Origin of the sequence: Flavobacterium sp. EDS (genome assembly GCF_020991525.1) — a bacterium.
Lineage (GTDB): Bacteria > Bacteroidota > Bacteroidia > Flavobacteriales > Flavobacteriaceae > Flavobacterium.
The window spans coordinates 13,573-35,631 of the sequence record NZ_JAJMOZ010000008.1 but is presented as its reverse complement, the minus strand read 5'-3'; the positions used below and the strand labels follow the sequence as shown (position 1 = coordinate 35,631).

Here is a 22,059-nt window from a genome sequence, read left to right as displayed (position 1 = left end):
AATAGTGAAATTGAATTTGATGAATCTAAAATTGTTTTTGCTTTGCTATTTTATATTCATTTGTGTTCCTCAAATATTCTATAAACAAACGAACATTATCATTCGTCAATTTGGATAGAATATCATAACTTTTTTTATGACATTTTCTGTATTTTTTTCCACTTCCACAGAAACATTTGGAAACCCTATCAATTTTATTACCTTCAAGCATTTGCATTAATCCAAACTCAATATTAAAGATGTTTTTAGTCATAAAAGTTTCTTCAAAAAACTCAATCCAACCTTTATTACCATGAGATCTTTCTTTTAAGAAATACCCATTTTGATTTCTAAAAATTTGACTATACAAATAATTTACAACTTGATTTTCAACAAACTGAAGCAAATTTAACCCGCTATTACAAATTATGAATTCTTCAGGAGGAGAAGAGATGCAACAGTTACCAGTTTTTTCAAAAATATGCCAATCAACATTTTTAGGAATTCGACCTCCAGTTTCAAACAATAGAGGAAAACAAGATGGATAATCAATTACGGCTTTAATCTCAATTTGATAAGTATCTTCTATGCTTCCATCGTCATCAAGTAAATTGATTGATCCAAAAACACAAGGAATCCCTTCTTCAATTTTAAGAGATAAGTCCTTGTATTTTTCAATTACATCTGTAGCTTGCACTTCAAAAATCTTATAGCCATTCATTTTTTATTTTCCCCAGGGTCTTGATAATACTGCTCCAGTTATTGTTGCAGAATTACTGTTTGATTGTTCATTTTTGTCTTCTCCATCAGGAAATCTATTCCCTAAGTGTTTTTGCCATAATCTACTAGCTTTAAGTTGATTTTGCTCTTTCAATGCAGCTTCTGCATCAGAGAGAAAAGCATCCAAATTAGTTAAGAAATTTCTTTCTCTAGTTTCATCATAGTCAGCAAATAGATCATCATTTGGAGTTACTGGAACAATACATTCAAATTTTGGTGCTAAAGTTTTTTTGATTTCTCTCAATATATCTGTCAACAAAATGTCGTCTCTATCATTAAGAACAATTTTATTTTTGGCATTAATAGCTAGAATAGTCATTGCAAGTCCGCTTGGCATTTTATTCCTTTTATAATCACACCAAGCCTTTAATTCTTTTATGGCTTTTACAATCTTACCATTAGCATCTTTATTGTCGTTAAACCAATCAATAAGTGCTTTTGAATCACTGTCTTCCCAACCATTGTTTTTTACAGCAAGTTGATATTCTTTTCCACTCACTTTATAATAGACAGGAATATCAATTTCATAATCACCAGAAAAGATATTTCTAATACATTTCTTCCTGTGCTCTGGAGGAGTTGAGGTATACCCATTAACCGCGTCCCATATCCAATTTTGCAAAGTGGTGGCAGTAACGTCTGGTGTTCTAAAAAAGTATACGCCATCATCTAAATCGCAAATATCATCTTTAGTTCTAATACCTGTTTTCATTTTATAAGAACCTTGGATATAGAATTTTGGAATATATTCAGAATGATTTTCTTTAAAATATTTTCTAATTCTTTCTCTGATACCGTTTTTAGAGGCATCCATTTTTGTTTTTTTGTTCGATGTTAGAGAAATTTCGGTATTAAATCCTCCAAACAGATTGTGACAATTTGCCATAGTTTTTTATTTTTTATATGTTTTTTCAGTTTCAAAAAAATGAAGTATTTCGGGTTTCATCGCATAGGTGTTTCCAATATGATTTCCCAATGTTCTAATGGTTTTTAGCGCTTTTTCATCAGCTCTATCCATACTTATCAATTCCATTTGCGATAGCGATAAATCTGGTGGAGGTATTCTGAAATAATTCCCTTTAGGGTTTATTTTTTTTACAATTTTTGATAGAAAAAAATGTGTAAAATAAGATTGACCGTCTAATGATGTTTGGAACAGTTTATTACCCCAAGTTCTAAATGATTTTGATTTTTTAGAAGTTGATGACCATCCAGATGGTTGAGAAATACTAGAGATAGACAGTAATTGATAATTATCATAATCTTTTCCCTCCCCTACATAGTAATCCAAAGCCTCTAACAATCCACACATACTAGGATTATTTGCCCAAACACCACCATCAGCATAAAGAAACTCATTATGTTCATGAACTGGGAAATAAGTTGGAGCTGAAGATGTTGCTAATGCAACATCAACCATTTTTATATTTTTGTCTGTAAAAAGACCTGTTTCCTTGTGGGAGTTTTTAAAAACTCTAGGTTCACCAGTTGTTAAATTAAAGCTTGGAATACAAAGAAGATTATCTGCATCATTCATAGTTTTATCTGCAAAAATATTTTCCAAAATTGATTTTAATGGTTTAATAGAATGCTTATTACAAAAAAGTAATTGTTTGAAAAATTGCCATTTCGACTGAACAATACGAATAAAAATATAGTTTGAAGTAGGGAAAATTTCAGAACCTTTCTCAAAATATAAATCTGATAATGACTGAGCAGACATACCGTTAGCCAATCCCAAAGCAATTAAGCCTCCTGTTGAAGTTCCGCAAATCATATCAAAAGAGTCAGATATTTTTTTTCCTGTTTTTTCTTCAATACGAGCTAAAACAGAGGCACTATATAATCCCTTAATTCCTCCACCGTCAATAGATAAAATCTTAAACGTTTTACTTTCCATATTTTTTGATTTTTAAATCATACACCTACAAATTCAGTTGCGTTTACAGCAATTGCTTTTTCAAGTGAAACACCTAATCTTAAGCAAACGGTTTTTATATCTGTAATACCTTGGTTTGAAGATTTACTAGAATGCCACAATGTGGTATTAGGCAAATTATATGATTTCTCATTTGGATAATTCCATTGTTCTCGATAACCTAATAATTTCATAGCATTTTTTACATCTATGTGCAACTTGTTTACATCATATGAAACTAATATTGCTCCAATACTTACTCCCATTTTTACTTTTTTAAATTAAAATTATTGATACACTTAGCTTATCCAGACCTTTCAATTATTTTTCACTTTAATATAATTTGTTGGATTTTAGGCAAAGAAAATTCATTCATCACGAAATGGAATTTCGCCATTAAAAAAAACAATAAATTTTGGTGTTATTTATATCGTTTTGATACTTCTTCTATTTTAGATTTTAATTCAGAAACAACTTCTGGCGGTGAAATAACCTTTACATTAGCTCCATAACCAAGTATTTTTTCATAGAATTCATATGATGGTATTACATCAACAGAAATTCTGAGCTCTTCATTATTATCAACTAATATCTTTTGCGTTGGATGTACAGGTAATGCTTTTACATATTTTCCTTGAAAAACAGTAAATGAAAGAATCGTATTTACAGGCTTACCATCGTTAACTGTAATTCCAAATGAATATTTAAAATAATCTTCAAAATCTACATTATCAGGAACAAATTTTTCATCTAAAATATCTAGTTTACTTATCCGATCTAGCGCATAAGTTATTAATCGCCCCTCATGATTTCTACCTAAAACATACCATAAATGCCGATCTTCCTTTAATAAGTAAGGTTTTAATTTAACAACTTTAAGTTCATCGGTATCAAACTTTTGATATTCAAAACCAATGAGTGAACTTGTATTAATGGCTTCAACTATTTTAGGAATCCAATGACTTCCAGTAACTCGAGGAGCTCGTTCTGTTTGAACAATTGACTTTGCCTGCTCTGCAGTTGAAAATCCTTTTCGGATTGTTACAGCATCAAGTATTTTTTCTATAGCATTCGAAAAATCACTAAAAACCTCATATTCCTTATACTGATTTATTGACTTAGCATAAAACTGTAATGCATTAATATCTGCTTCTTTTAAACCAAAAGCTTTTATAGTGTAATCCGGGTCGGAATAGTAATAAGCTTTTTTAGATTGATCCTTTTCGATTGGTGCATTATAACCGAGAACGATACTATATTTCATATCATTAATATCGTTATTAATAGTTTTTGTAGATACTTTAATCTCCAAATCATATAAAATGGCTTTCTGAATTTGAGATGTTTTCACCCTATCTCCTGTGGATAATAATCTGTCTATAACTTGATATCTTCCATACTGATGTTTTCTTTCTGCCATACTTATTTAATTTGTTCTCTTAAATGCTCAAACAACATAACCATTGCCAATGTATCTAATTCACAGTACTTTAACAATGCAGCACTTAACTCTTTTAACTCTGCCTTGGTAATATCAGTATATTGCATTTTACCGTAAGCAGTTAATGCTGCCCCACCATCTGCAAGTTCTTCCATTCCAGAAACAACTTCATCAAGTTCTTCCACTGTCCAATCTTCGAAAAGTTTAGGTAATTTTTTATATGGATTATTAAATTTCCCCCCATCACTAGATAACCATATGTGATTGTCGCTAAAGTTCTGACTGCTTAACCTTATCTGCTTTAGTGGATTAGAATATTTATTTTGAAGATATTCACAACTATTAAGAATAGCGGGTAAAACGTACTTAATAGAATTTGAGCCTTTAGTTAAAGGATTGTAATAATACTTTTTGACTATTTCCCATAAATCCACCATATTCCTATCACCTTTCCATTTTTCGGCACTATCGTTTTTGGAATGAGAAATACTTTTAATAAAATGAACTAATTCACTAGCATCCGATTCATCTGAATTTAATAGTTGCAGATAAATTGCATTTACTATAGTGTTTTCATGATTAGAATACCTAAATATCGTTCCATTATCATTATTTAGCGAGTCCCTTAAAGCTCTTATAAAATCGAAATTAGGAAAAGCCCCTTTAGTATTGTTAAGATATTGTTGGGTATGTTCAATCCTTCCGTCTTCATAATAAGTATGTACCGAAAACTGAAAAGCAATTTGTTCATAAGGCTTCCTGCCAGCATTAAATGGTAAAGGAACAGCACTAGTTTCAAAATCAATAAAATGTAATGGATAATTCCAAGAATTCATTTCAGCTTTTATTCCCTCTATATCAATATAAATTGAATTATCCTTCTCAATTTCCTTTTGGATTTGAATCCATTGTCGAGCGCTCATACTTAATTTGCCAGCCTCTTCTTTTAAACCAATACTATGCTCAGTCAATTCATTCATAAAATAGACACCTCTGTTAAATAATTCAATTCCCTTTCGAAATGACCAAACATCAAAAGTCTTAGGTTTACTAAATTCTGAATCACCCCATTTATGCTGCTTTTGAAAACATTCTTTAAAGCCAGACTTTAAACCATCTGTACCATCAGTTACAAATTCGCATGATTTACAGCTATAAGAAGTGGGCCAATTAATATAAGTATCCGTCAAATAGTTCTCTTTTAAAATGGTGAGAGCATTCGAAAAATTTAATTCCGAAGAATAGGGATGCTTATCATTTATTATATCAGCAACTAAAGAAGTGACGTCTTTACTTCCAAGTACACTATCACCTGTACTATCTATAGAATCAATCATAATAATGACTCCTGTTCTATTTCCTGCTTTTTTACTAATTCTGAAAAATTGGTTAAGACCATCAACAGTAGCAATTTTAGATTTGTCTGCCATCATGATGGAAGAATTAATTTTCCAATCAGGAAAACATAATTGAATTACATATTTTTGAAAAGAGATATCAAACAAATAAGGCTTCCATGATGAAACAAGACCGTCACGCTTTCCAACAAATAAATAATCATCCTTTGGATCAAAAGATTTAGATTTAACTTCAATTAGTTTAATATTAGTTCCAATTTTTACAAGAATATCGGTTCTTACGAACAATCCATCATGTAAAAAAGCAGCTTCATATATTACAACATTCTCTGATTGTAATAGTTCTTGAGTTCTTCCCCATAAATATTCATAATCACCATCCTTACCTTCCAATAAAACTCCACCAGGATAATGCATTCGAGCGTACTCTTCAATTTGAAAACCTCCATCAGCTAATGCTAGTAAAAATGGATCTTCTTGTTTTTTATTAGCATATTCTTTTTTCCCTGTATAGTATAATTTATTAGGGCAATCCAGTCCTAATTTAAATCTTGACTTAGTTAGAACTTTCATAAACTTCTAAATTAATTATTTGAAATTATACTTATTAAAAATAAAATACAGGAATTGTTTTTAAATAAGTGAATATATGGACTTACTTTATATAAAGTACAAGTAAAAATACGTGTTTTAAGATCTGTACTTCAAGTTGAGTCATATCAAAAGGTCTTTAAATTTGATCGATGCTTTTGGCATCTATTTGAGGGGCTACACAAATAATAAGCAGAAAAAAAATTAAGAAGGGCATACTAAAATACTGTAATAATCCAAGATAATCTGGTAAATAATTGAATGTTTCCCCCTACCACTTTAAAAAGCTTCAGATTTTTCTAAAGCTTTTTTATTTTTAACTATTTATGGATTTTCCTTGTGTTACCAGACCTTCTCATTAGCTAAGATGATGACCACTTTGACAAAAAAAATCAAAAAAGCAGCGCAGGTTTTTAATTTGTATTATTCCAGTTTGTAATTATCCAATCTGCAATTTTGTTATGAGTTCTTATCTCTGAAGGGACTGAATAACGTATCATTCTTTCGATTTTATTGTATGTTGACGTATTCGCAGGTGTGTTTGTCCAATGTTTTTTACCAATATGATTTATAAAATAAAGAACCTCATAACCTTCAGTTCTGTTTAATTGCGAATAATCAGTTCCTTTTGTGTAATAAGGATTGTCTTCATCCGCTTTTGCAGTCCATTTATAGTGCTTGCCATCATCATAAAGCATTTGTGATTTTAAATAACTCATAGTTCGATTTAATTAAATTATTAATATAACTTTCCAACTAGAAAAGTACTAAAAGCAAATAACATTAATAAAAACAAAACTTTATTACGGAAAACCATAATATTAAATAAAAATATTCAAAGCTATTAAGTATTGATACTCATATTAAAACCTCTTTCTTCTAGAGCAAGTGTCTTTTACATTCATTAGTCCCTGAAGCTTTGCCTTAATAGCGAGAACAAGACTCGAACTATGGCTTTAAATTTGTTTGAAATTTTCACAAAAACATATCATATATAATTTTCAACAATCCGAATTTTATATCGAAAAACATATAATTTTATCTGTATATATTTTTCCTAAAACTATCATGTTTACTGTATTTCTATTTTGGAAGAAGCTCTAAAAGTAAACCACCAAGAATCAATAACAAAACACACATTTTTTTCCCGCCTTTAAGAATCACATCCTTATTTTCTTGAAGTTTTCGACTATTTCTCTATTTTTCCCCTACATTTATATAGGTTAATAAACCCAATAACTTTAAGAGTGTCCTATTAGTGCCCTTCTTTTTTTGACATAACATAACACTCAGTGTTTACTAGTGCTTTAGATACAGGTATCGGAACCTCTTTCTCCGCTAGTAGAAGTTTCAAAAGAAACTTTAAAAGTTAAATGCCTCTAAATAGTAATGTTTAAAGGCTTTTTTATTATTGGTAACCTTTCAAAAAGCAGACATGCTATCAAAGTATGATGACCCTATGAGGGACCCTGATTTTTTTATAAAAAAAAATGAAAAAAGGCTACTTAAAAAAAACACGGAATTCCTTAAAAGACACTACAAACTTTCAGTGCTTTTAATAACAAAAGAGGTATTCAAAACAATTCTATAGTAAAGTATATGAAAATATATAAAACGGCTTGTAAATACAGTATTAGAATGGGCGTAATCGATAAAGATCTACTTCTGTAAATTATTGTGTTAATTTTCAGAAAAATCCAAAATAGGTTTGTATTGGTAGCAGAAAGAATTGTTGTATTTGGGAATTGTAAAAAGTTAATGGTAGAAAACTATTAAATTTTTCTGCATGCGCGTTTTTCAATTAATTTTTTAAATATCATCATTATTAAAGCTATGGTACAGAATGCAAACATCACCCATGGCGTGCTCTGAACACCGTAGTTATTAATAAAAAGTCCGCCAATTGCCGTACCAAAAGAAATACCCAGATTCCCAAAAGAGATGGCAAGGCTATTAGCAAATTCTGGTGCTTCTGGTGCAGTTTCTATCATATAAGCCTGTGCGGTGAGAAAGCAGGGAGTTTGTAAGAATCCCCATACTGCAATCAGGAGCACAGTAGAAAAGGACATTGTTCCTGAGTAATAAATCGGGATGCAGATTATTAACAATCCGATTAGAAAAGCAGCTGTAGTTTTTGTAATGTCTTTGGTTAATAGTTTTCCTGCAAGAAAGTTCCCTAGAACACCAGTAGATCCGAAAAGCAGCAACATTAAGCCAATTGTCTTGGGACTCATATGGTTAACCTTGCTTAGGTAATCTGCAAAATAACTGTAGGTTGAAAAGAGTCCCCCAATCATAAGAAATGAAAAGAAAGCACTGATCAGAAATGTGGGTTTTGTTATTATTTTCAATTGGCTTCCGTAGGATTTTTTCTCTTTTATGGGCATCGAAGGTAAAAGTATAATAATCGCTACGAGCACGACTAAACTAATGATTGCCTGAATCATAAATGATAATTGCCAATTGTTAAATAGCCCTGCAATATAGGTTGCAAAGGGAACCGTTGTAATTGTTGCGATACCGATACCTGCCATAACAATGGCCATCATTTGGTGAGCTACTTTTTTGTCTGCAGAGGTGGTGGCAGCCGCAACAGCATTCGATACTAACACTGGATGCAAAAAGGCAGGTAAGATCCTTACGACCATTAATAACCAAAAAGGTGGCGCAAAAGAAGATACAATACCTGTAAGTAAAAAGATTAGCATTGTTACAGCCATTAGTGTTTTTCGATTAATTCCAGAAGTGAACATGGTCATGAATGGACCTGCAATAGCCACAGTTATGGCATAAGCACTTAATAATAAGCCGGCTGTACTGATGTTGATATGATAGTGTGAGGCTATTTGCGGTAGAATGCCAATTACTCCAAATTCAGTCGTAATCATCCCAATAAGGCTCAAGGCGCCTATGTAAGCTATTTTTTTCTTAAACATAAAGTTGTTGTATTTATGGAATGATTATTCCATTTTTTTGTAAATTACGATTTTACAGCATCCCATGCTGCCTGAATATAATTGTCTATGGTTGTTTTCTGCAGATGTATGTATTTGCTATGGTGTAATTTGACAAGTGATACCAAAGATCCACTCGTAAATCCAATCCATTCTTTGGTGTCTCCCTCTTTTATTAATTGCTGTTTTTGTCCATCCAGATAGACTTGATCTAATTCTCTCACATATAGTCCACCCTTATGTTTTGCAGCTGGATCAATAGTTGGTGAATAATAAAATTGCTCCAAAAACATAAAATCCATGGGTTCCTGAATAAAATAATCAACCATTTTCCTCCATAGATGGATAAAACGTTGTTTAACAGAAAGGGTGATGTCGTATCCATCAATGATGATTTTAGATTCTTTTGCTTTAAGGTGGAAGTAAAGTTCGTTTATCAATACCTCTTTAGTAGAGAAGTAATTGTAAATCGTTCCCATTCCTGTATCTGCTTCTTTAGCAATTTCAGACATCGGGGTATTGTCTATTCCTTTGGATACAATAAGTTTTAAGGTGGCGGCTAGTATTTTTTCTTTTTTTGTCATGATAGTATAATGAGGCGACAAAGATACATAATTGGAATGAATATTCCAATTATGTGTCTTTACATGTAAATAGCTAGCTATTTGAAATTGTATTAGGAGTAATAAATGCACTATTCTTGACGACAGATAATGTCGACTTTTAAAGTGCGTAAATTTTCCGATGCTCCACTTATATTTTCCGGTTGCTCGTCTAAACTTTGAGAAGTGGCAATAACTTTATCACCATTTGTTAAAATTGTTTTGCCACTTCAAGCTCCATTGCTTTAAATGCTCTCGTAATAAACCATGCTTTTTGTTTGTTCATGATTTTTCGTTTTTGGCAATCTTTCAAAAAGTACTTATTTCTGAATTAATGCAAGATTTTTCATTATATTTGAGTTAGGTATTATTTATTTTTTACAGGATACTAAATTTTAGTTTTTTGAATAATATCTGATTTATACTTTACTTGAAATAATTGCGCCCAATGGGTTAATCATAATAATTTAAGAAAATGGATACTTCGAAATTTTTTGACTTAAAAGGAAAGACCGCTATAATTACTGGTGGAGCAAACGGAATTGGAAAAGCATGTTGTGAGATACTTGCGGCTTATGGAGCAAATGTGGTCGTTTCGGATTACAATCTTGATGATGCAAAAAACACTTCAAAAGAAATAAATGATAATGGCGGAAAATCTATTGCAATATATTGTGATGTTACAAAAGATGAAGCTTTGGTGGATCTTGTTAGTCAAACAGTAAAAGAATTTGGAAGTATAGAAATTTTGGTTAATAATGTTGGGGGTGGTGGTGCAGGAAAAGAAAGTCCATATGATATTACTGTAGATCAATTTAAAAAGGTGTATGATATGAATGTGTTTAGTATGTGGAGATTATGCCAATTAGTAGCACCAGAGATGAAAAAGGCAGGTTATGGTAGCATTATTAATATGTCATCAATGGCTTCTATAAATACTAGTCCAGCTATTAGCGCGTATGCTTCTTCAAAAGCAGCAATTAATCATATGACTAGAAATCTAGCTTATGATTTTGGTCCTGACAATATTAGGCTTAATGCGATTGGGCCAGGAGCGACAAGAACACACGCATTAAGTACAGTTTTAACACCTGAGATAGAAAAGGCAATGCTTAAACATACTCCGATTGGTAGATTAGGAGAAGCGATTGATATTGCAGGAGCGGTACTCTATTTTGCATCACCAATATCAAGTTGGACAAGTGGGCAGGTTATTTTTATCAATGGTGGCGGTGAGCAAACATTGGATATGTAATTGTAATAAATAATTTCATCAAGTCTAGTTAGTGTACTCTGTTTTTTGTTTTGTAAAAGCTTAAAGCAATTCAAAATTAATTAGATGAACACTATTGTAATGTAGATTAGGTAACAAAACATTTTATAGATATAATGAATTAATTATTAGATATGCTTAAATTTGTTTTGTCGGATAAATTATTTATATCATGCCATTAATTGAACAATCTCATTATGATTTCCCTTCTATTATGCATAGAAATAGGCATTTTTCTACTATTTATGCAGCTATGTTTAAGCGATTTCCTATACCAGATTACAAGAGAGAAAAACATGAATTAGTCGATGGGGATTTTATTAATATCGATTTTATTATAAATAGTCCCAATAAAGCTATTATTTTATGTCATGGGCTTGAGGGTGATTCACGCAGGACTTATAATAACAGTTGTGCTGATTATTTTCAGAAGAAAGGATTTTCAGTATTTGCTTGGAATAACCGAAGTTGTGGAGGAGAAATGAATCGCTTGCCCAGACTTTATCATCATGGTGCTATAGATGATTTAGACGCTGTGGTTCAATATGTTTTACAAAGAGGGTTTAGCGAAGTTTATTTAATTGGATTTTCAATGGGGGGCGTTCAGCTCTTAAATTATTTTGGGTGGTCAAATATAGATAAGCGTATTAAGGCAGGAGTTTCTATTTCTGTACCAACTCATATTGCAACAAGTGCGGCGGTTCTTAAGCAAGGTTTTAATAAATTGTATTTAAAGAATTTTACTATTGATATTGTGAAAAAACTTAAATACAAAGCAGTGCAGTTTCCTGATTTGATAAATAAAGATCAGATCGACAAAATTACTTCTTTTGATGAAGTTGATCATTATTTTACTGCTCCCTTGCACGGTTTTGCAAGTCGTGAGGAGTATTATCAACGTGTTTCTCCCGAGTTTTCGTTACAAAACATTACGACACCAATTTTGATTATTAATGCTTTAGATGATCCTTTTTTGGGCGAAAGATGTTATCCTAAAACTATTGTACGAGATAGTAGCTATGTTTATCTTGAAACTCCAAAATATGGAGGACATTGTGCATTTCCTCTTCGCAATTCAGAGTATTCTTATGCAGAGAAAAGAGCTTACGAATTTTTTAATTCTAGTTTTGATTTTCAAAATCGTTTGTAACTGATTTTAGCTTTAATTACTTCTCTAGTTACAGTTTTGTTATTTTCTGGGTAGACTATTATTCTTTTTCAGGTGTAGAAGTTTAGAATCGTAAAACATTCTTGTTGTTTAAAGTAAAATTTACCAAAGCTTTAGCGAAGGAAAAAATCATTAACTGTTACTTGTAAATGATTATTTTACATCAAGACTGGTATTTAAAAGTGTAAAATAATTTTCTTCAGCCGTTAAGTCTTTTTTATTAAGATTGAAATTTATTTGAAATTTCTGAAATTTGTTTGTTTAGGATAGCTTTTGTAAAAGCTAAGTTTGCCTTTGAGGAATCAGCAACTAGATAAATAAAATAACTATTATTCTGCGAGATTTTTAAAAACTGATACTGATTTGTCAATGTTATAGTGATGTCATCTATACTTTGATCCGATTTTAGAAAATCATTAGCATTCAGCTGCGCTCTGATCATCTCTAATGCAAATTTGGAAGCACTTTCGATGTTAAAGTTCTTATTGTTTTTTTTTGAATAATAAATATTTCCACTTTTGATATCAATAACACTTAAAGCTACAAATCCTGGCATTTCCTTAGAAATGTTCTCTCCAAATAATTTTAAAAAATCTGACATCATAAAAATTTAAGGGGCAAATTTAATTTTTTTCTGAATCAAATACTACAAGAACTTCTTTTAATTCTTCTAAGTAATTATTAATTAATGTCTAAAAAAAATAATAGTCAAAAAAAAGATAAAAAAGGAGATAGCTCTTGATGCTGATTTTTATCTCAAAATGAGCTAAAAACATTTTTGTGATGTGCTAAATACGTATAATTTATATGAAAATAAAAATTGTATTAATATATTAAGTTGTATTTATCTGATATTAGAATTGAAAAAAAAATGTACTAACGGATTATATATTAAATAATTAAAGAATTCGATTTGTTAATGTCTTACAATTTACCGTTTAAAAAAATCAAACCGAGTATTTTTTTCGTACTTTTGCAGCCCAAAAACACCAGTAATTGCGGTAGAAAATTGCATTTGAGATTAGCTTTAGTATTACTAATTATCTCCTTAAATTTTACACTAAAAATGTAAGATGTTTTTGTATCGTTAGAGCGTATAATAAAAACACAAGATTTAATAAATGTCCTCATACAAATAAAACTTAACCTATGAAAAATCTAAAATTATATTTTACACTATTTCTTTTAATTTTTATTACTCCAATACTTTTTTCACAAGTAAATATTTTTGCTGGAATTGAAATTGGAAGTAAAGGAATAAAAATGTCCGTTATTGATGTTCATAATATCAAAAAAGGAAATATTGACGTCAAATCATATTGGACAGAAAATGTTGCTATAGCAAAAGGTATTTCTATTGATGGAAACATGACTGAAGAAAATATAGATAAAGCTGTTACAATCATTAGTAATAATTATAATAAATTCAAGAATGAGATGAAAGTCTCTGATGATAATATTTTTATAGTAGGTTCTTCTGGTGTTGCTATGGCTCAAAATACACAACTTCTTATTGATAAAGTAAAAGCAGCTACAGGAAAAGAAGTTGAGTTCATAGAAGCTCATATGGAAGGGAAAATGCTTTTAAAAGGTTGTATTCCTCCGGTTGATTATAAAAACTCAATAATCTTAGATATTGGTGGAGGAAATACAAAAGGAGGTTATGTAGATGTAGTTAACAATGATACTTTTGTTTTCTTTCCGTTAAGCTTAAACTATGGAAGTGTAACTCTTACGGAAACAATAATGAAAAAAACGAATAGTGATGATTTAGGAGAATATAATTCACGCTCATTTACTTTTTTACCTGTCCTAAGAGAACAAGTAAATGCGATGTACAAATCAAAACCTCAGGCTTTAAATAAAGAGAAAATTTATATGTCTGGTGGAGCTGTTTGGGCTTTTTATACCTTATATAAAGGGGTGACTAAAGAGGCGTTTAATCAGTTTAAGTTAGAAGATGTTATTAACTACGATGCGATCTTGAAAAATAATTTCAAAAAATTTGAAGATCTGGCAAAAACAGATGAAGAAATCGCAAAAGTATTAAAAACATATTCGCAAAAATATTTGATTTCTGGTAGTAACATCTTATTGGTTTGTTTAGAAGCGGTACCTGAGGTTGACAAGAAAAAGCTATATTTTGCAAAAGAAGGACAAATTGCATGGTTGGTATCATACATTACAGATCGTTCTAAAAAAGTAAAGAAAATTTATTAAAAACAACCCTGCACACAACTATATTATATTCGACTAATTTTATTTAGCAACGTATTATTCGTCAAAACCTAATTACACAAAATAATAAATTTAAATTTTATGGATAAAAAATGTCCAACCCCAATTGATCAAGCCGTTGAATGGGATACTACTCAAACTATTGTGAGTAAAGCCGATTTATATGGAAATATAGAATATGTAAATGAGACTTTTTCGGAAGTTTCAGGATATGATGAATCTGAATTGGTTGGTCAAGCACATAATATTATCCGTCACCCTGAAATGCCAAAAGTGATTTTTAAAGTCTTATGGGATAATATATCTAAAGGGAAAAAATTTCATGGTATCGTTAAAAACTTAGCCAAATCAGGAAAGTATTACTGGGTAATTACAGATTTTGATTATATAGTAAGTGATGATGCAAAAATTTTAAAGTATATCGCTCGTCGTAAAGCTATTTCTCCTGGAGTAATAGAAAAAGTGGAAGACTTATATAAAAAATTATCCAAAATTGAGCAAGTAAGCGGAGTAGATGGAAGTGAGAAATACTTAATTGGTTATCTTGAAGATCATAATCTTGATTATGTAGAATTGATTACAAAATTAATGATGGATGATTTGAATGAACAAGTTGAGACAGAATCTTCTACTGAAGAAATAGAAGAAACTAAAAAAAGTTTTTTTAGTAGGTTTTTTGGTAACTAATACTTTTTTCAGTACTCAAAAGAATGTCTCCTAATTAAATATATTCGAAAATGCTTAACCGTTATTTAGGGAATTTTAAAAATTTCCCAAGAGAAATATGGATTCTCGCCCTGATTACTTTAGTAAATAGAATAGGAGCCGTAGTTGTTCCTTTTTTGTCTAAATACTTTAAAGACGAATTAAATCTGAGCTATTCACAAATAGGTTGGGTTATGGTATGTTTTGGTATTGGATCCTTATTTGGGACTTTTTTTAGCGGGAAATTATCTGATATTTTTGGAGCTTACAAGATTATGGTTTTTAGCTTGTTCTCCAGTGGTGTTATTCTTATTTCATTGCAATTTGTAAAAACTTTTGAGCTGTTATGCTTTTCTATTTTCCTTCTAACTGCAGTTGCTGATATGTATAGACCAGCAATGATGGTTAGTCTTAATGATTATGTGAGTAGTGATTCAAGAGTTCGAGCTTTATCATTATTGAGGATGGCAACGAATGTTGGTCTTGTTGTGGGGCCAGTTTTGGGAGGATTGTTAATTATAAATTCGGAATATAATACCTTATTTATTGTAGATGGTTTGACATCTATTATTTCTGTATGTCTTTTTGTAGTTTTTGTTAAAGAGAAAAAATTACTATATAAGCTTGAAATGAATGCAGTAGGTCAGGATAAATTTGCACCTCTAAAAGATTTTCCTTTTGTAATGAATTGGATTATTGCTTTAATTACAGGATATCTGTATTTTCAGGTTTTTTCAATTGTACCTATTTATCATAAAGAAGCATATCATTTGTCTGAATTTGATAGCGGAATGTTTTTAGGTTTTAGTGGAGTTGTATTTATCTTATTTGAACTGGCTTTGGTCAACTTTGTTCAAAAGAATAAAATTACTGACTTGGTTGCTATCATGATAGGATTGGTATTAATTGGAGCTTCATATCTTTTATTGTTTTTAGTTCATCAACCATGGGTATTTTGGATTTTTATGCTTTTAATGTCTTTTGGTAACATGCTAACTTTTGCTTTTGCAAGTAGTTTTGTTATGAACAGAAGCCATAAAAATTTAGAAGGAATATTTATGTCGACTTTTCAAATGAGTTATGGTTTTGCTCATGTATTTAGTTCTAAAACAGGACTAACGATTGTTCAAAATTTCGATTATAATACAAACTGGGTATTTAATTATTCACTTGCATTTGTTACTGCTTTTTGTACTTATTTAATATTTTTAGTAGTTAAAAAAGAACAAAAAAAGGTAAAGGAAGACATTGTAGTTTCTTTCTTTAAGAAGTAAATGTTTTAATATATAAAACGAATTATAGAGTTTAATTATCGAATTAACTCACCAAAAAAAGTCCTGAACTAATTCAGGACTTTTTTTGTGGGATTTTAGTAGTTGTATTCCAAGTTGTTTCTTGATAAATCTAAACTTTTTATTCGTGTATAGAATGGATATCATGCTTTTTTGTTCAGAATTTGCTTTGTTTTTAGGCGGTTGTTTGGTTTCGGAAACTAAATATCACGGTTGAGGTTGAAAAAATGATTATTCAGTCATTTTAGAAAGAATCTAAGCCGTTAATTATGGAACTTTACTTTTATAATTGTTTTAATTGATATACTTATGATCTCACCATTTACTATTATTGCAGCTACAAATTTTTCTGATATAGCAAATAACGCTGTTGCTTATGCCGCGGGACTTGCAAAAGCAACAAATGCCAAGCTTGTTTTGTTTAATTCTTTTTCTTTGGGTTTACACAGCTCTAATGCTCATATTACAGCCGAGGCAATGCAAAAGCAAATAGAGAAAGCTACTGAAAAACTAGAAAATTTTGGAAAAGAAATTTCAAAGCTTTATGCTATTGAAGTAAGTTGTTTCTGTAAGTATTCTTTTTTAGAAGATCAGCTTTCATCGATAATTGAAGATACTAAAGCTGAGCTAGTAGTTATGGGGATGGCAGAACGGTCTTTTGAGCAGGAATTACTAGGTAATTCGACAACAGCAGTAATAAAAAATTTAAATATACCTGTATTAGCAGTTCCTAGAAATGCTCATTTTCAGAAGATACAGAAAATACTCTATGCTTGTGATACTTTAAGTTTCTCTTCGATAGAAAGATTTAGTTGGTTAAAAGATATTGTAGGTAACCTTGGTGCCGAGCTAGAGTTTTTTAGTGTAGATGAAAAAATTGATAGTCTTAAGCAACAGCAGGGAGAACAATTATTGAATTCGTCACTTGAAGAAGCGTTTAAAGAAGTTAAATACATTTATAAAACAGTTAAGTCTAATGCTGTAATTGATGAGATTAAGAAAGAAATCAAGAATTATAATGCAGATGTTTTAGTAATGGTACCACAAAGGTATGGTTTTTGGGATTCTTTGGTACATAAAAGTAAAACCAGAATTATGGCTGCAGGTTTAGATATACCGTTATTATCTTTTCCAAATCTCTGATGCTGTTTTTATTTTATATAATGAGGTAAAGCTTGGTTAGCTGATTTCTTATATAAAAAACAAAAACAAAAAGAATAAAATAATATAATCTATTACAAATGAATGCAACAATTACGGCTATAGGTGGCTTTGTACCGACTTCTATACTTAGTAATGAAACAATATCTGAAACAGTTGACACAACTGTAGAATGGATTGAAAAAAGAACCGGAATAAAAGAACGTAGATTAGCTACTAGCAAAGACCAAGCAACCTCAGACCTTGCTTGTGCTGCAATTGAAAATTTATTACAAAACTATGATGTTGACCGAAAAGAAATAGACTGTGTATTGTTGGCAACAACAACTCCTGATCATCTTTTGACTCCTACAGCAAGTAAAGTCTGTGAAATAAGTGGATTGACTAATGCATTCGGATTAGATCTCAATGCAGCCTGTAGTGGTTTTTTGTACGCACTCGAAATGGCTACAACTATGATTGAAAGTGGTAGATACAAAAAGGTTATTGTGGTTGGAGCTGATAAAATGAGCTCAATTGTAGATTATGAAGACCGCAATACCTGTATTCTTTTTGGAGATGGGGCTGGTGCTGTACTTTTAGAAGAAACAGAATCAGAATACGGTGTAATGAAAAGTATTTTACGTACAGACGGAAGCGGAACTTCTGCATTATTAGTGCCTGCTGGAGGTTCTAAGTTCCCGACCAATATGAATACTATAATGAATAGAGATCATTATATTAAACAAGAAGGAGCATTTGTATTTAAAAAAGCAGTTGAATCTATGAGTAGTGTTTCTCAGGATGTTCTTGCTAGTAATGATTTAAGTGTAGAAGATATTGATTGGGTTGTACCCCATCAGGCCAATTTAAGAATTATTAATGCAGTAAGTGAAAGTTTAAATATTGGGATAGAAAAGGTTAAAGTAAATATTGATCGATATGGTAATACCACATCAGCAACAATTCCGTTATGTCTTTGGGATTTTGCAGCTGATTTTTCAGTAGGTCAAAACATACTAATTACCACTTTTGGAGCTGGTTTTTCGTGGGGTGCAACCTGTATAAAATGGGGAGTTATGCGAAAACGTGTACCAGAAAAATCTTCAAAAAATGATTCAAAATCAGAATATGCCTTAGTGCATTAATAGAGAAAATCAACTACTATAATAATTTTCTTAATTCAACAACTGTTCTTATATTAGCTTATGAATCAAAGTGCACAAAACAAAAAGAAGGGAAAGAATTTTTTCTATAAATACTATAGGATTATTGTAATACCAGTCGTTTTTCTTGTGTATTTATCGTCTTATTTTGTTTTAAATCCTTTTAGAAATTTTGATGAAGGTTCTTTTTTGGATTTAGATTGGACTCATGATGTGTTCTTAATTTTAGTGTATTGTGCTATTCTGACCGAAATAAGTCTTTTTGTAGGACGTACTCTAAATCACTGGATTAGTTGGGAACAAAATCCTATTTTTAGGGCCTTTGCACAATTTTTGTTTCTCATTATAGGTAACATTTTTTTAAATTATTTGTTCTCTTTTTTATGGCAATTTTTTTATCCTGAGATACCGCTAAAAGAAAGTGAACTTCTTATTATATGGCAATCTTATTTGATGGCAGCGATATTGTCACTTTTCATAAGTTTTATCCACACCAGTATATTTTTACTGAATCGATGGCGAGTAACTTCTGAGGAAGCTGCAGAGCTTAAAATTAGAGCTTCTCAGCTTCAGGAAGCTGTAACCCGATCTGAATTAGAATCTTTAAAATTACAGCTTGACCCTCATTTTACTTTTAATAATTTTAGTACTCTTACCGAATTAATTCATGAGGATCCATTATCAGCAGCATCATTTTTAGAAAATATCACTAAGGTTTATCGTTATATGATCTCTAATCTAAATAAGGATACTATTACGGTAAGAGAAGAGATTGAATTTTTAAATGCTTATTTTTATCTTTTAAAGAAACGCCTAGGCGAGAAGGTGGAGTTAAAGCTACAAGTAAATGCGACGACTCTAGACCTTCATTTGCCACCTTTAACATTGCAATTACTAGTTGAAAATGCTGTGAAACATAATGTTGCGACTTTATCTAATCCGCTTATAATTTCTATTTATTCAGATGTTGGTGATGTTGTTGTAAGAAATAATTTGCAACCTACATCTGGTAAAAGCTTTGTTTCTACAGGAGTTGGGAATAAAAATATTGAGTTTAGATATAAAATATTATCTGATCGTATGCCTGTTTTTTCGGAGTCTAATGGCTTTTATTGTGTTCGTTTGCCCTTAATATAATAGTATGAAAATTTTAATTGTAGAAGATGAAATTATCAATGCCAATCGTCTTAAAAGGCTATTGGAGGAATTGGAACCTGACTGTGAAATTCTAGACATTATAGATACAGTTCAAGGTACAATAACATGGTTAAATACTAATGTTATGCCCGATTTAATTACGATGGATATTCGTCTGGCAGATGGTATAAGTTTCTCTATTTTTGAAGAGGTTAAAATTACTTGCCCCATTATATTTACTACTGCTTATGATGAATATGCAGTGAGGGCTTTTAAGGTTAATAGTATTGATTATTTGATGAAACCGATTGAAAAAACGGAGCTTCAAGATGCTTTAACTAAATTTAAGTCTTTAGCTAGAGCTAAAAATAACAATGAAGATATTACAGGGATTCTAAAAAGATTTATCAATAAACCTTCTTTTAGATTACGCTTTTTAGTCACTTATCGTGATGGATATAAAAGTGTAGATGTTACTGATATTGATTTTATATACTCAGAATTTAAAACGTCACATCTTTTTCTTAAAAATGGTACCATTATAGCAATTCCCCAAACAATGGAAGAGCTTGAAGAAGAACTTGATCCAGATATTTTTTTTAGAGCCAACAGGCAATTTTTTATACGAGTTGAAAGTATAAAATCTATTTCGAATTACTTTAATGCTAAGCTTAAAATACAACTTTACGGGGATTCTGAGCGTGAGGTGATTATAAGCCGAGAAAAAGCACCTTTTTTTAAACAGTGGATGGATCGCTAATAGACTAAAATAAATCATTTTAGAAGACATCCTTTGCTCGCTTTTATGGTTACAAATTCTTTTTGTTGCAAGAATTATTTGGTGTTTATACAATGGTTATAAAGCCGATAATCTAAATTCACACAATCGATCTTCGTGTGATCTACCGTTATATCTGGATGATTCTTATAGCAGTAAGAGCAACTATTATACCTATCTAGATAAGTTGGTTCAAGCATACACAACCAAAAGTTCAATTAAAAATCTTCATCACACAATTCTAGAGGTCATTTTTCCCTTTGGTGATCTACCGTATTCGTTTCAGTATTGAAAAATTACGGTTGGGTAATCTTCCATTAATTAAAGAGAGATTTGGATTGTTATTTTGCATCAAATTCGATGTATTCATTAAAATGAAATAAAATGACAAAACAGTTTTTCCAAAATAATAAAACACTCAGCAAAATGGTAGTTTTATTGATTATCATTAGCTTTTCTTCATGTGGAAAAGCTGGAGCAGAAGCTTTAGGAGCTCCAAAACCTGAAGTAGATTTTTTTCAGGCTAAATCTATGACAGGTGAAGTTGAAAAAAAATACCCAGGAATTATCGAAGGTTCAGTTAATGTTGATCTAAGACCTCAGGTGTCAGGATATCTTGAAGCAATTTATGTAAAAGAAGGAGATTACGTAACCAAGGGACAATCACTTTTTAAAATTAAATCAGATGTTTTTGTAGAGCAGGTTAATAATACTCGTGCAGCATATAAGAGTGCATTGGCAAATCTGGCAAATGCTAAATTAGAAATTGAGAAGATTAAGCCTCTTGTTGATGCAAAAGTATATTCGGATATGCAATTAAAAACGGCACAGGCTAATTATGAAGCAGCTGTTGCGCAGGCAGCTCAAGCAAAAGCAGCTTTAGGATCTTCACAGCTTAATGCAGATTTTTCTTTGATTAAAGCACCAGTAAGTGGGTATATCAGCCGTATCCCTAATCGTGTTGGTAATTTAGTCACACCAACTGATGCTGTTCCGCTCACTGTCCTTTCTGAGATTAATACAGTATTTGTGTATTTCTCATTGAGTGAATCGGATTATCTCTCTTTTTCAAAAGAATCAGAATTAAACCAATCTGTAAGTTTGATTTTGGCAGATGATAGTGTATATGAGCATCAGGGTAAATTAGAAGTTGCCAGTGGTAATATTGATCGTACTACGGGAACTATTGCATTAAAAGCTGTTTTTCCAAATCCTAAAAAACGATTACGTTCAGGAGGTTCTGCAAGAGTGATATTGAACAGTAGTTTGTCTTCAGTAATTACCGTTCCAATGGCTAGTGTAAAAGATATACAGGATAAATTTTTTGTTTATGTTTTAAAAGAAGGCAATAAAGTAGCAATGGTTCCTATTGAAATTGCAGCTAATACCGGAACAAACTATTTTGTGAAAGCTGGAGTAAAATCAGGTGATAAGATTGCATTAAATAATATCGATGCACTTTATGATGGTATGGAAGTAGTTCCAAAAGTAACTACAAAAGCGTTGAGCAATAAATAATTTTGATTTTAATATAAATAA

At 31.0% G+C, this 22,059-nt stretch carries 20 protein-coding genes and 1 pseudogene; 11 read left to right on the top strand and 10 right to left on the bottom strand.

Annotated elements, in window-relative coordinates; genetic code table 11:
- Positions 1-25 precede the first annotated feature (25 nt).
- From LPB87_RS12685 to LPB87_RS12655, 7 genes are all read right to left on the bottom strand, one after another.
- Entirely contained in the window at positions 26-700 is a 675-nt protein-coding gene (locus tag LPB87_RS12685) for a hypothetical protein (protein WP_230728129.1), read from the bottom strand.
- Positions 701-703: 3 nt separating this feature from the next.
- Positions 704-1,645, bottom strand: a complete 942-nt coding sequence (locus tag LPB87_RS12680) for a cyclic GMP-AMP synthase DncV-like nucleotidyltransferase (protein ID WP_230728128.1) — start codon at positions 1,643-1,645, stop codon at positions 704-706.
- 6 nt (positions 1,646-1,651) lie between these two features.
- A complete protein-coding gene (locus LPB87_RS12675; protein ID WP_230728127.1) occupies positions 1,652-2,659 on the bottom strand; it encodes a CBASS cGAMP-activated phospholipase in 1,008 nt (335 codons plus the stop codon).
- Positions 2,660-2,676: 17 nt separating this feature from the next.
- Positions 2,677-2,943, bottom strand: a complete 267-nt coding sequence (locus tag LPB87_RS12670) for a hypothetical protein (protein WP_230728126.1) — start codon at positions 2,941-2,943, stop codon at positions 2,677-2,679.
- Between the two features lie 155 nt (positions 2,944-3,098).
- Positions 3,099-4,097, bottom strand: a complete 999-nt coding sequence (locus LPB87_RS12665; protein ID WP_230728125.1) for a WYL domain-containing protein — start codon at positions 4,095-4,097, stop codon at positions 3,099-3,101.
- A 2-nt stretch (positions 4,098-4,099) separates the two neighbouring features.
- Positions 4,100-6,049, bottom strand: a complete 1,950-nt coding sequence (locus LPB87_RS12660) for a DUF2779 domain-containing protein (protein ID WP_230728124.1) — start codon at positions 6,047-6,049, stop codon at positions 4,100-4,102.
- A 431-nt stretch (positions 6,050-6,480) separates the two neighbouring features.
- Positions 6,481-6,786, bottom strand: a complete 306-nt coding sequence (locus tag LPB87_RS12655) for a hypothetical protein (RefSeq protein WP_230728123.1) — start codon at positions 6,784-6,786, stop codon at positions 6,481-6,483.
- 829 nt (positions 6,787-7,615) lie between these two features.
- Between LPB87_RS12655 and LPB87_RS12650 the strand changes: the two are divergent.
- Positions 7,616-7,738 (top strand): annotated as a pseudogene (locus LPB87_RS12650) (phage integrase SAM-like domain-containing protein); the annotation flags it as partial.
- 101 nt (positions 7,739-7,839) lie between these two features.
- Here the strand turns inward: LPB87_RS12650 and LPB87_RS12645 are convergent.
- Positions 7,840-9,003, bottom strand: a complete 1,164-nt coding sequence (locus LPB87_RS12645) for an MFS transporter (protein ID WP_230728122.1) — start codon at positions 9,001-9,003, stop codon at positions 7,840-7,842.
- A gap of 44 nt (positions 9,004-9,047) precedes the next feature.
- Positions 9,048-9,605 (bottom strand): TetR/AcrR family transcriptional regulator, encoded by a 558-nt coding sequence (locus tag LPB87_RS12640; protein WP_230728121.1) that lies wholly within the window; start codon positions 9,603-9,605, stop codon positions 9,048-9,050.
- 493 nt (positions 9,606-10,098) lie between these two features.
- Here LPB87_RS12640 and LPB87_RS12635 point away from each other — a divergent pair, with 493 nt between their 5' ends.
- On the top strand, positions 10,099-10,878 hold the full coding sequence (locus LPB87_RS12635) for a glucose 1-dehydrogenase (protein WP_230728120.1): 780 nt from the start codon (positions 10,099-10,101) through the stop codon (positions 10,876-10,878).
- 190 nt (positions 10,879-11,068) lie between these two features.
- Positions 11,069-12,046: an alpha/beta fold hydrolase gene (locus tag LPB87_RS12630; protein WP_230728119.1), complete on the top strand. Its 978-nt coding sequence runs from the start codon at positions 11,069-11,071 to the stop codon at positions 12,044-12,046.
- A 238-nt stretch (positions 12,047-12,284) separates the two neighbouring features.
- On the opposite strand, the gene LPB87_RS12625 is transcribed toward LPB87_RS12630, so the two are convergent.
- The gene (locus LPB87_RS12625; RefSeq protein WP_347349695.1) at positions 12,285-12,668 is read right to left on the bottom strand and encodes a hypothetical protein; all 384 of its coding nucleotides are present in this window, start codon (positions 12,666-12,668) and stop codon (positions 12,285-12,287) included.
- A gap of 545 nt (positions 12,669-13,213) precedes the next feature.
- Between LPB87_RS12625 and LPB87_RS12620 the strand changes: the two genes are divergently transcribed.
- From LPB87_RS12620 to LPB87_RS12585, 8 genes are all read left to right on the top strand, one after another.
- Entirely contained in the window at positions 13,214-14,284 is a 1,071-nt protein-coding gene (locus LPB87_RS12620; RefSeq protein ID WP_129539335.1) for an exopolyphosphatase, read from the top strand.
- Between the two features lie 99 nt (positions 14,285-14,383).
- Positions 14,384-14,989: a PAS domain-containing protein gene (locus LPB87_RS12615; RefSeq protein ID WP_230728118.1), complete on the top strand. Its 606-nt coding sequence runs from the start codon at positions 14,384-14,386 to the stop codon at positions 14,987-14,989.
- Between the two features lie 50 nt (positions 14,990-15,039).
- Positions 15,040-16,281 (top strand): MFS transporter, encoded by a 1,242-nt coding sequence (locus LPB87_RS12610; protein WP_129539333.1) that lies wholly within the window; start codon positions 15,040-15,042, stop codon positions 16,279-16,281.
- 327 nt (positions 16,282-16,608) lie between these two features.
- A complete protein-coding gene (locus tag LPB87_RS12605) occupies positions 16,609-17,442 on the top strand; it encodes a universal stress protein (RefSeq protein ID WP_129539332.1) in 834 nt (277 codons plus the stop codon).
- A 98-nt stretch (positions 17,443-17,540) separates the two neighbouring features.
- The gene (locus LPB87_RS12600) at positions 17,541-18,587 is read left to right on the top strand and encodes a beta-ketoacyl-ACP synthase III (RefSeq protein WP_230728117.1); all 1,047 of its coding nucleotides are present in this window, start codon (positions 17,541-17,543) and stop codon (positions 18,585-18,587) included.
- Positions 18,588-18,647: 60 nt separating this feature from the next.
- Positions 18,648-19,742 carry a histidine kinase gene (locus tag LPB87_RS12595; protein WP_230728116.1) on the top strand — a complete coding sequence of 365 codons (1,095 nt, stop codon included), beginning with the start codon at positions 18,648-18,650 and terminating at the stop codon, positions 19,740-19,742.
- Positions 19,743-19,746: 4 nt separating this feature from the next.
- On the top strand, positions 19,747-20,502 hold the full coding sequence (locus LPB87_RS12590) for a LytTR family DNA-binding domain-containing protein (RefSeq protein WP_129539329.1): 756 nt from the start codon (positions 19,747-19,749) through the stop codon (positions 20,500-20,502).
- Positions 20,503-20,904: 402 nt separating this feature from the next.
- On the top strand, positions 20,905-22,038 hold the full coding sequence (locus LPB87_RS12585) for an efflux RND transporter periplasmic adaptor subunit (RefSeq protein ID WP_129539328.1): 1,134 nt from the start codon (positions 20,905-20,907) through the stop codon (positions 22,036-22,038).
- The last annotated feature ends 21 nt before the right edge of the window (positions 22,039-22,059 follow it).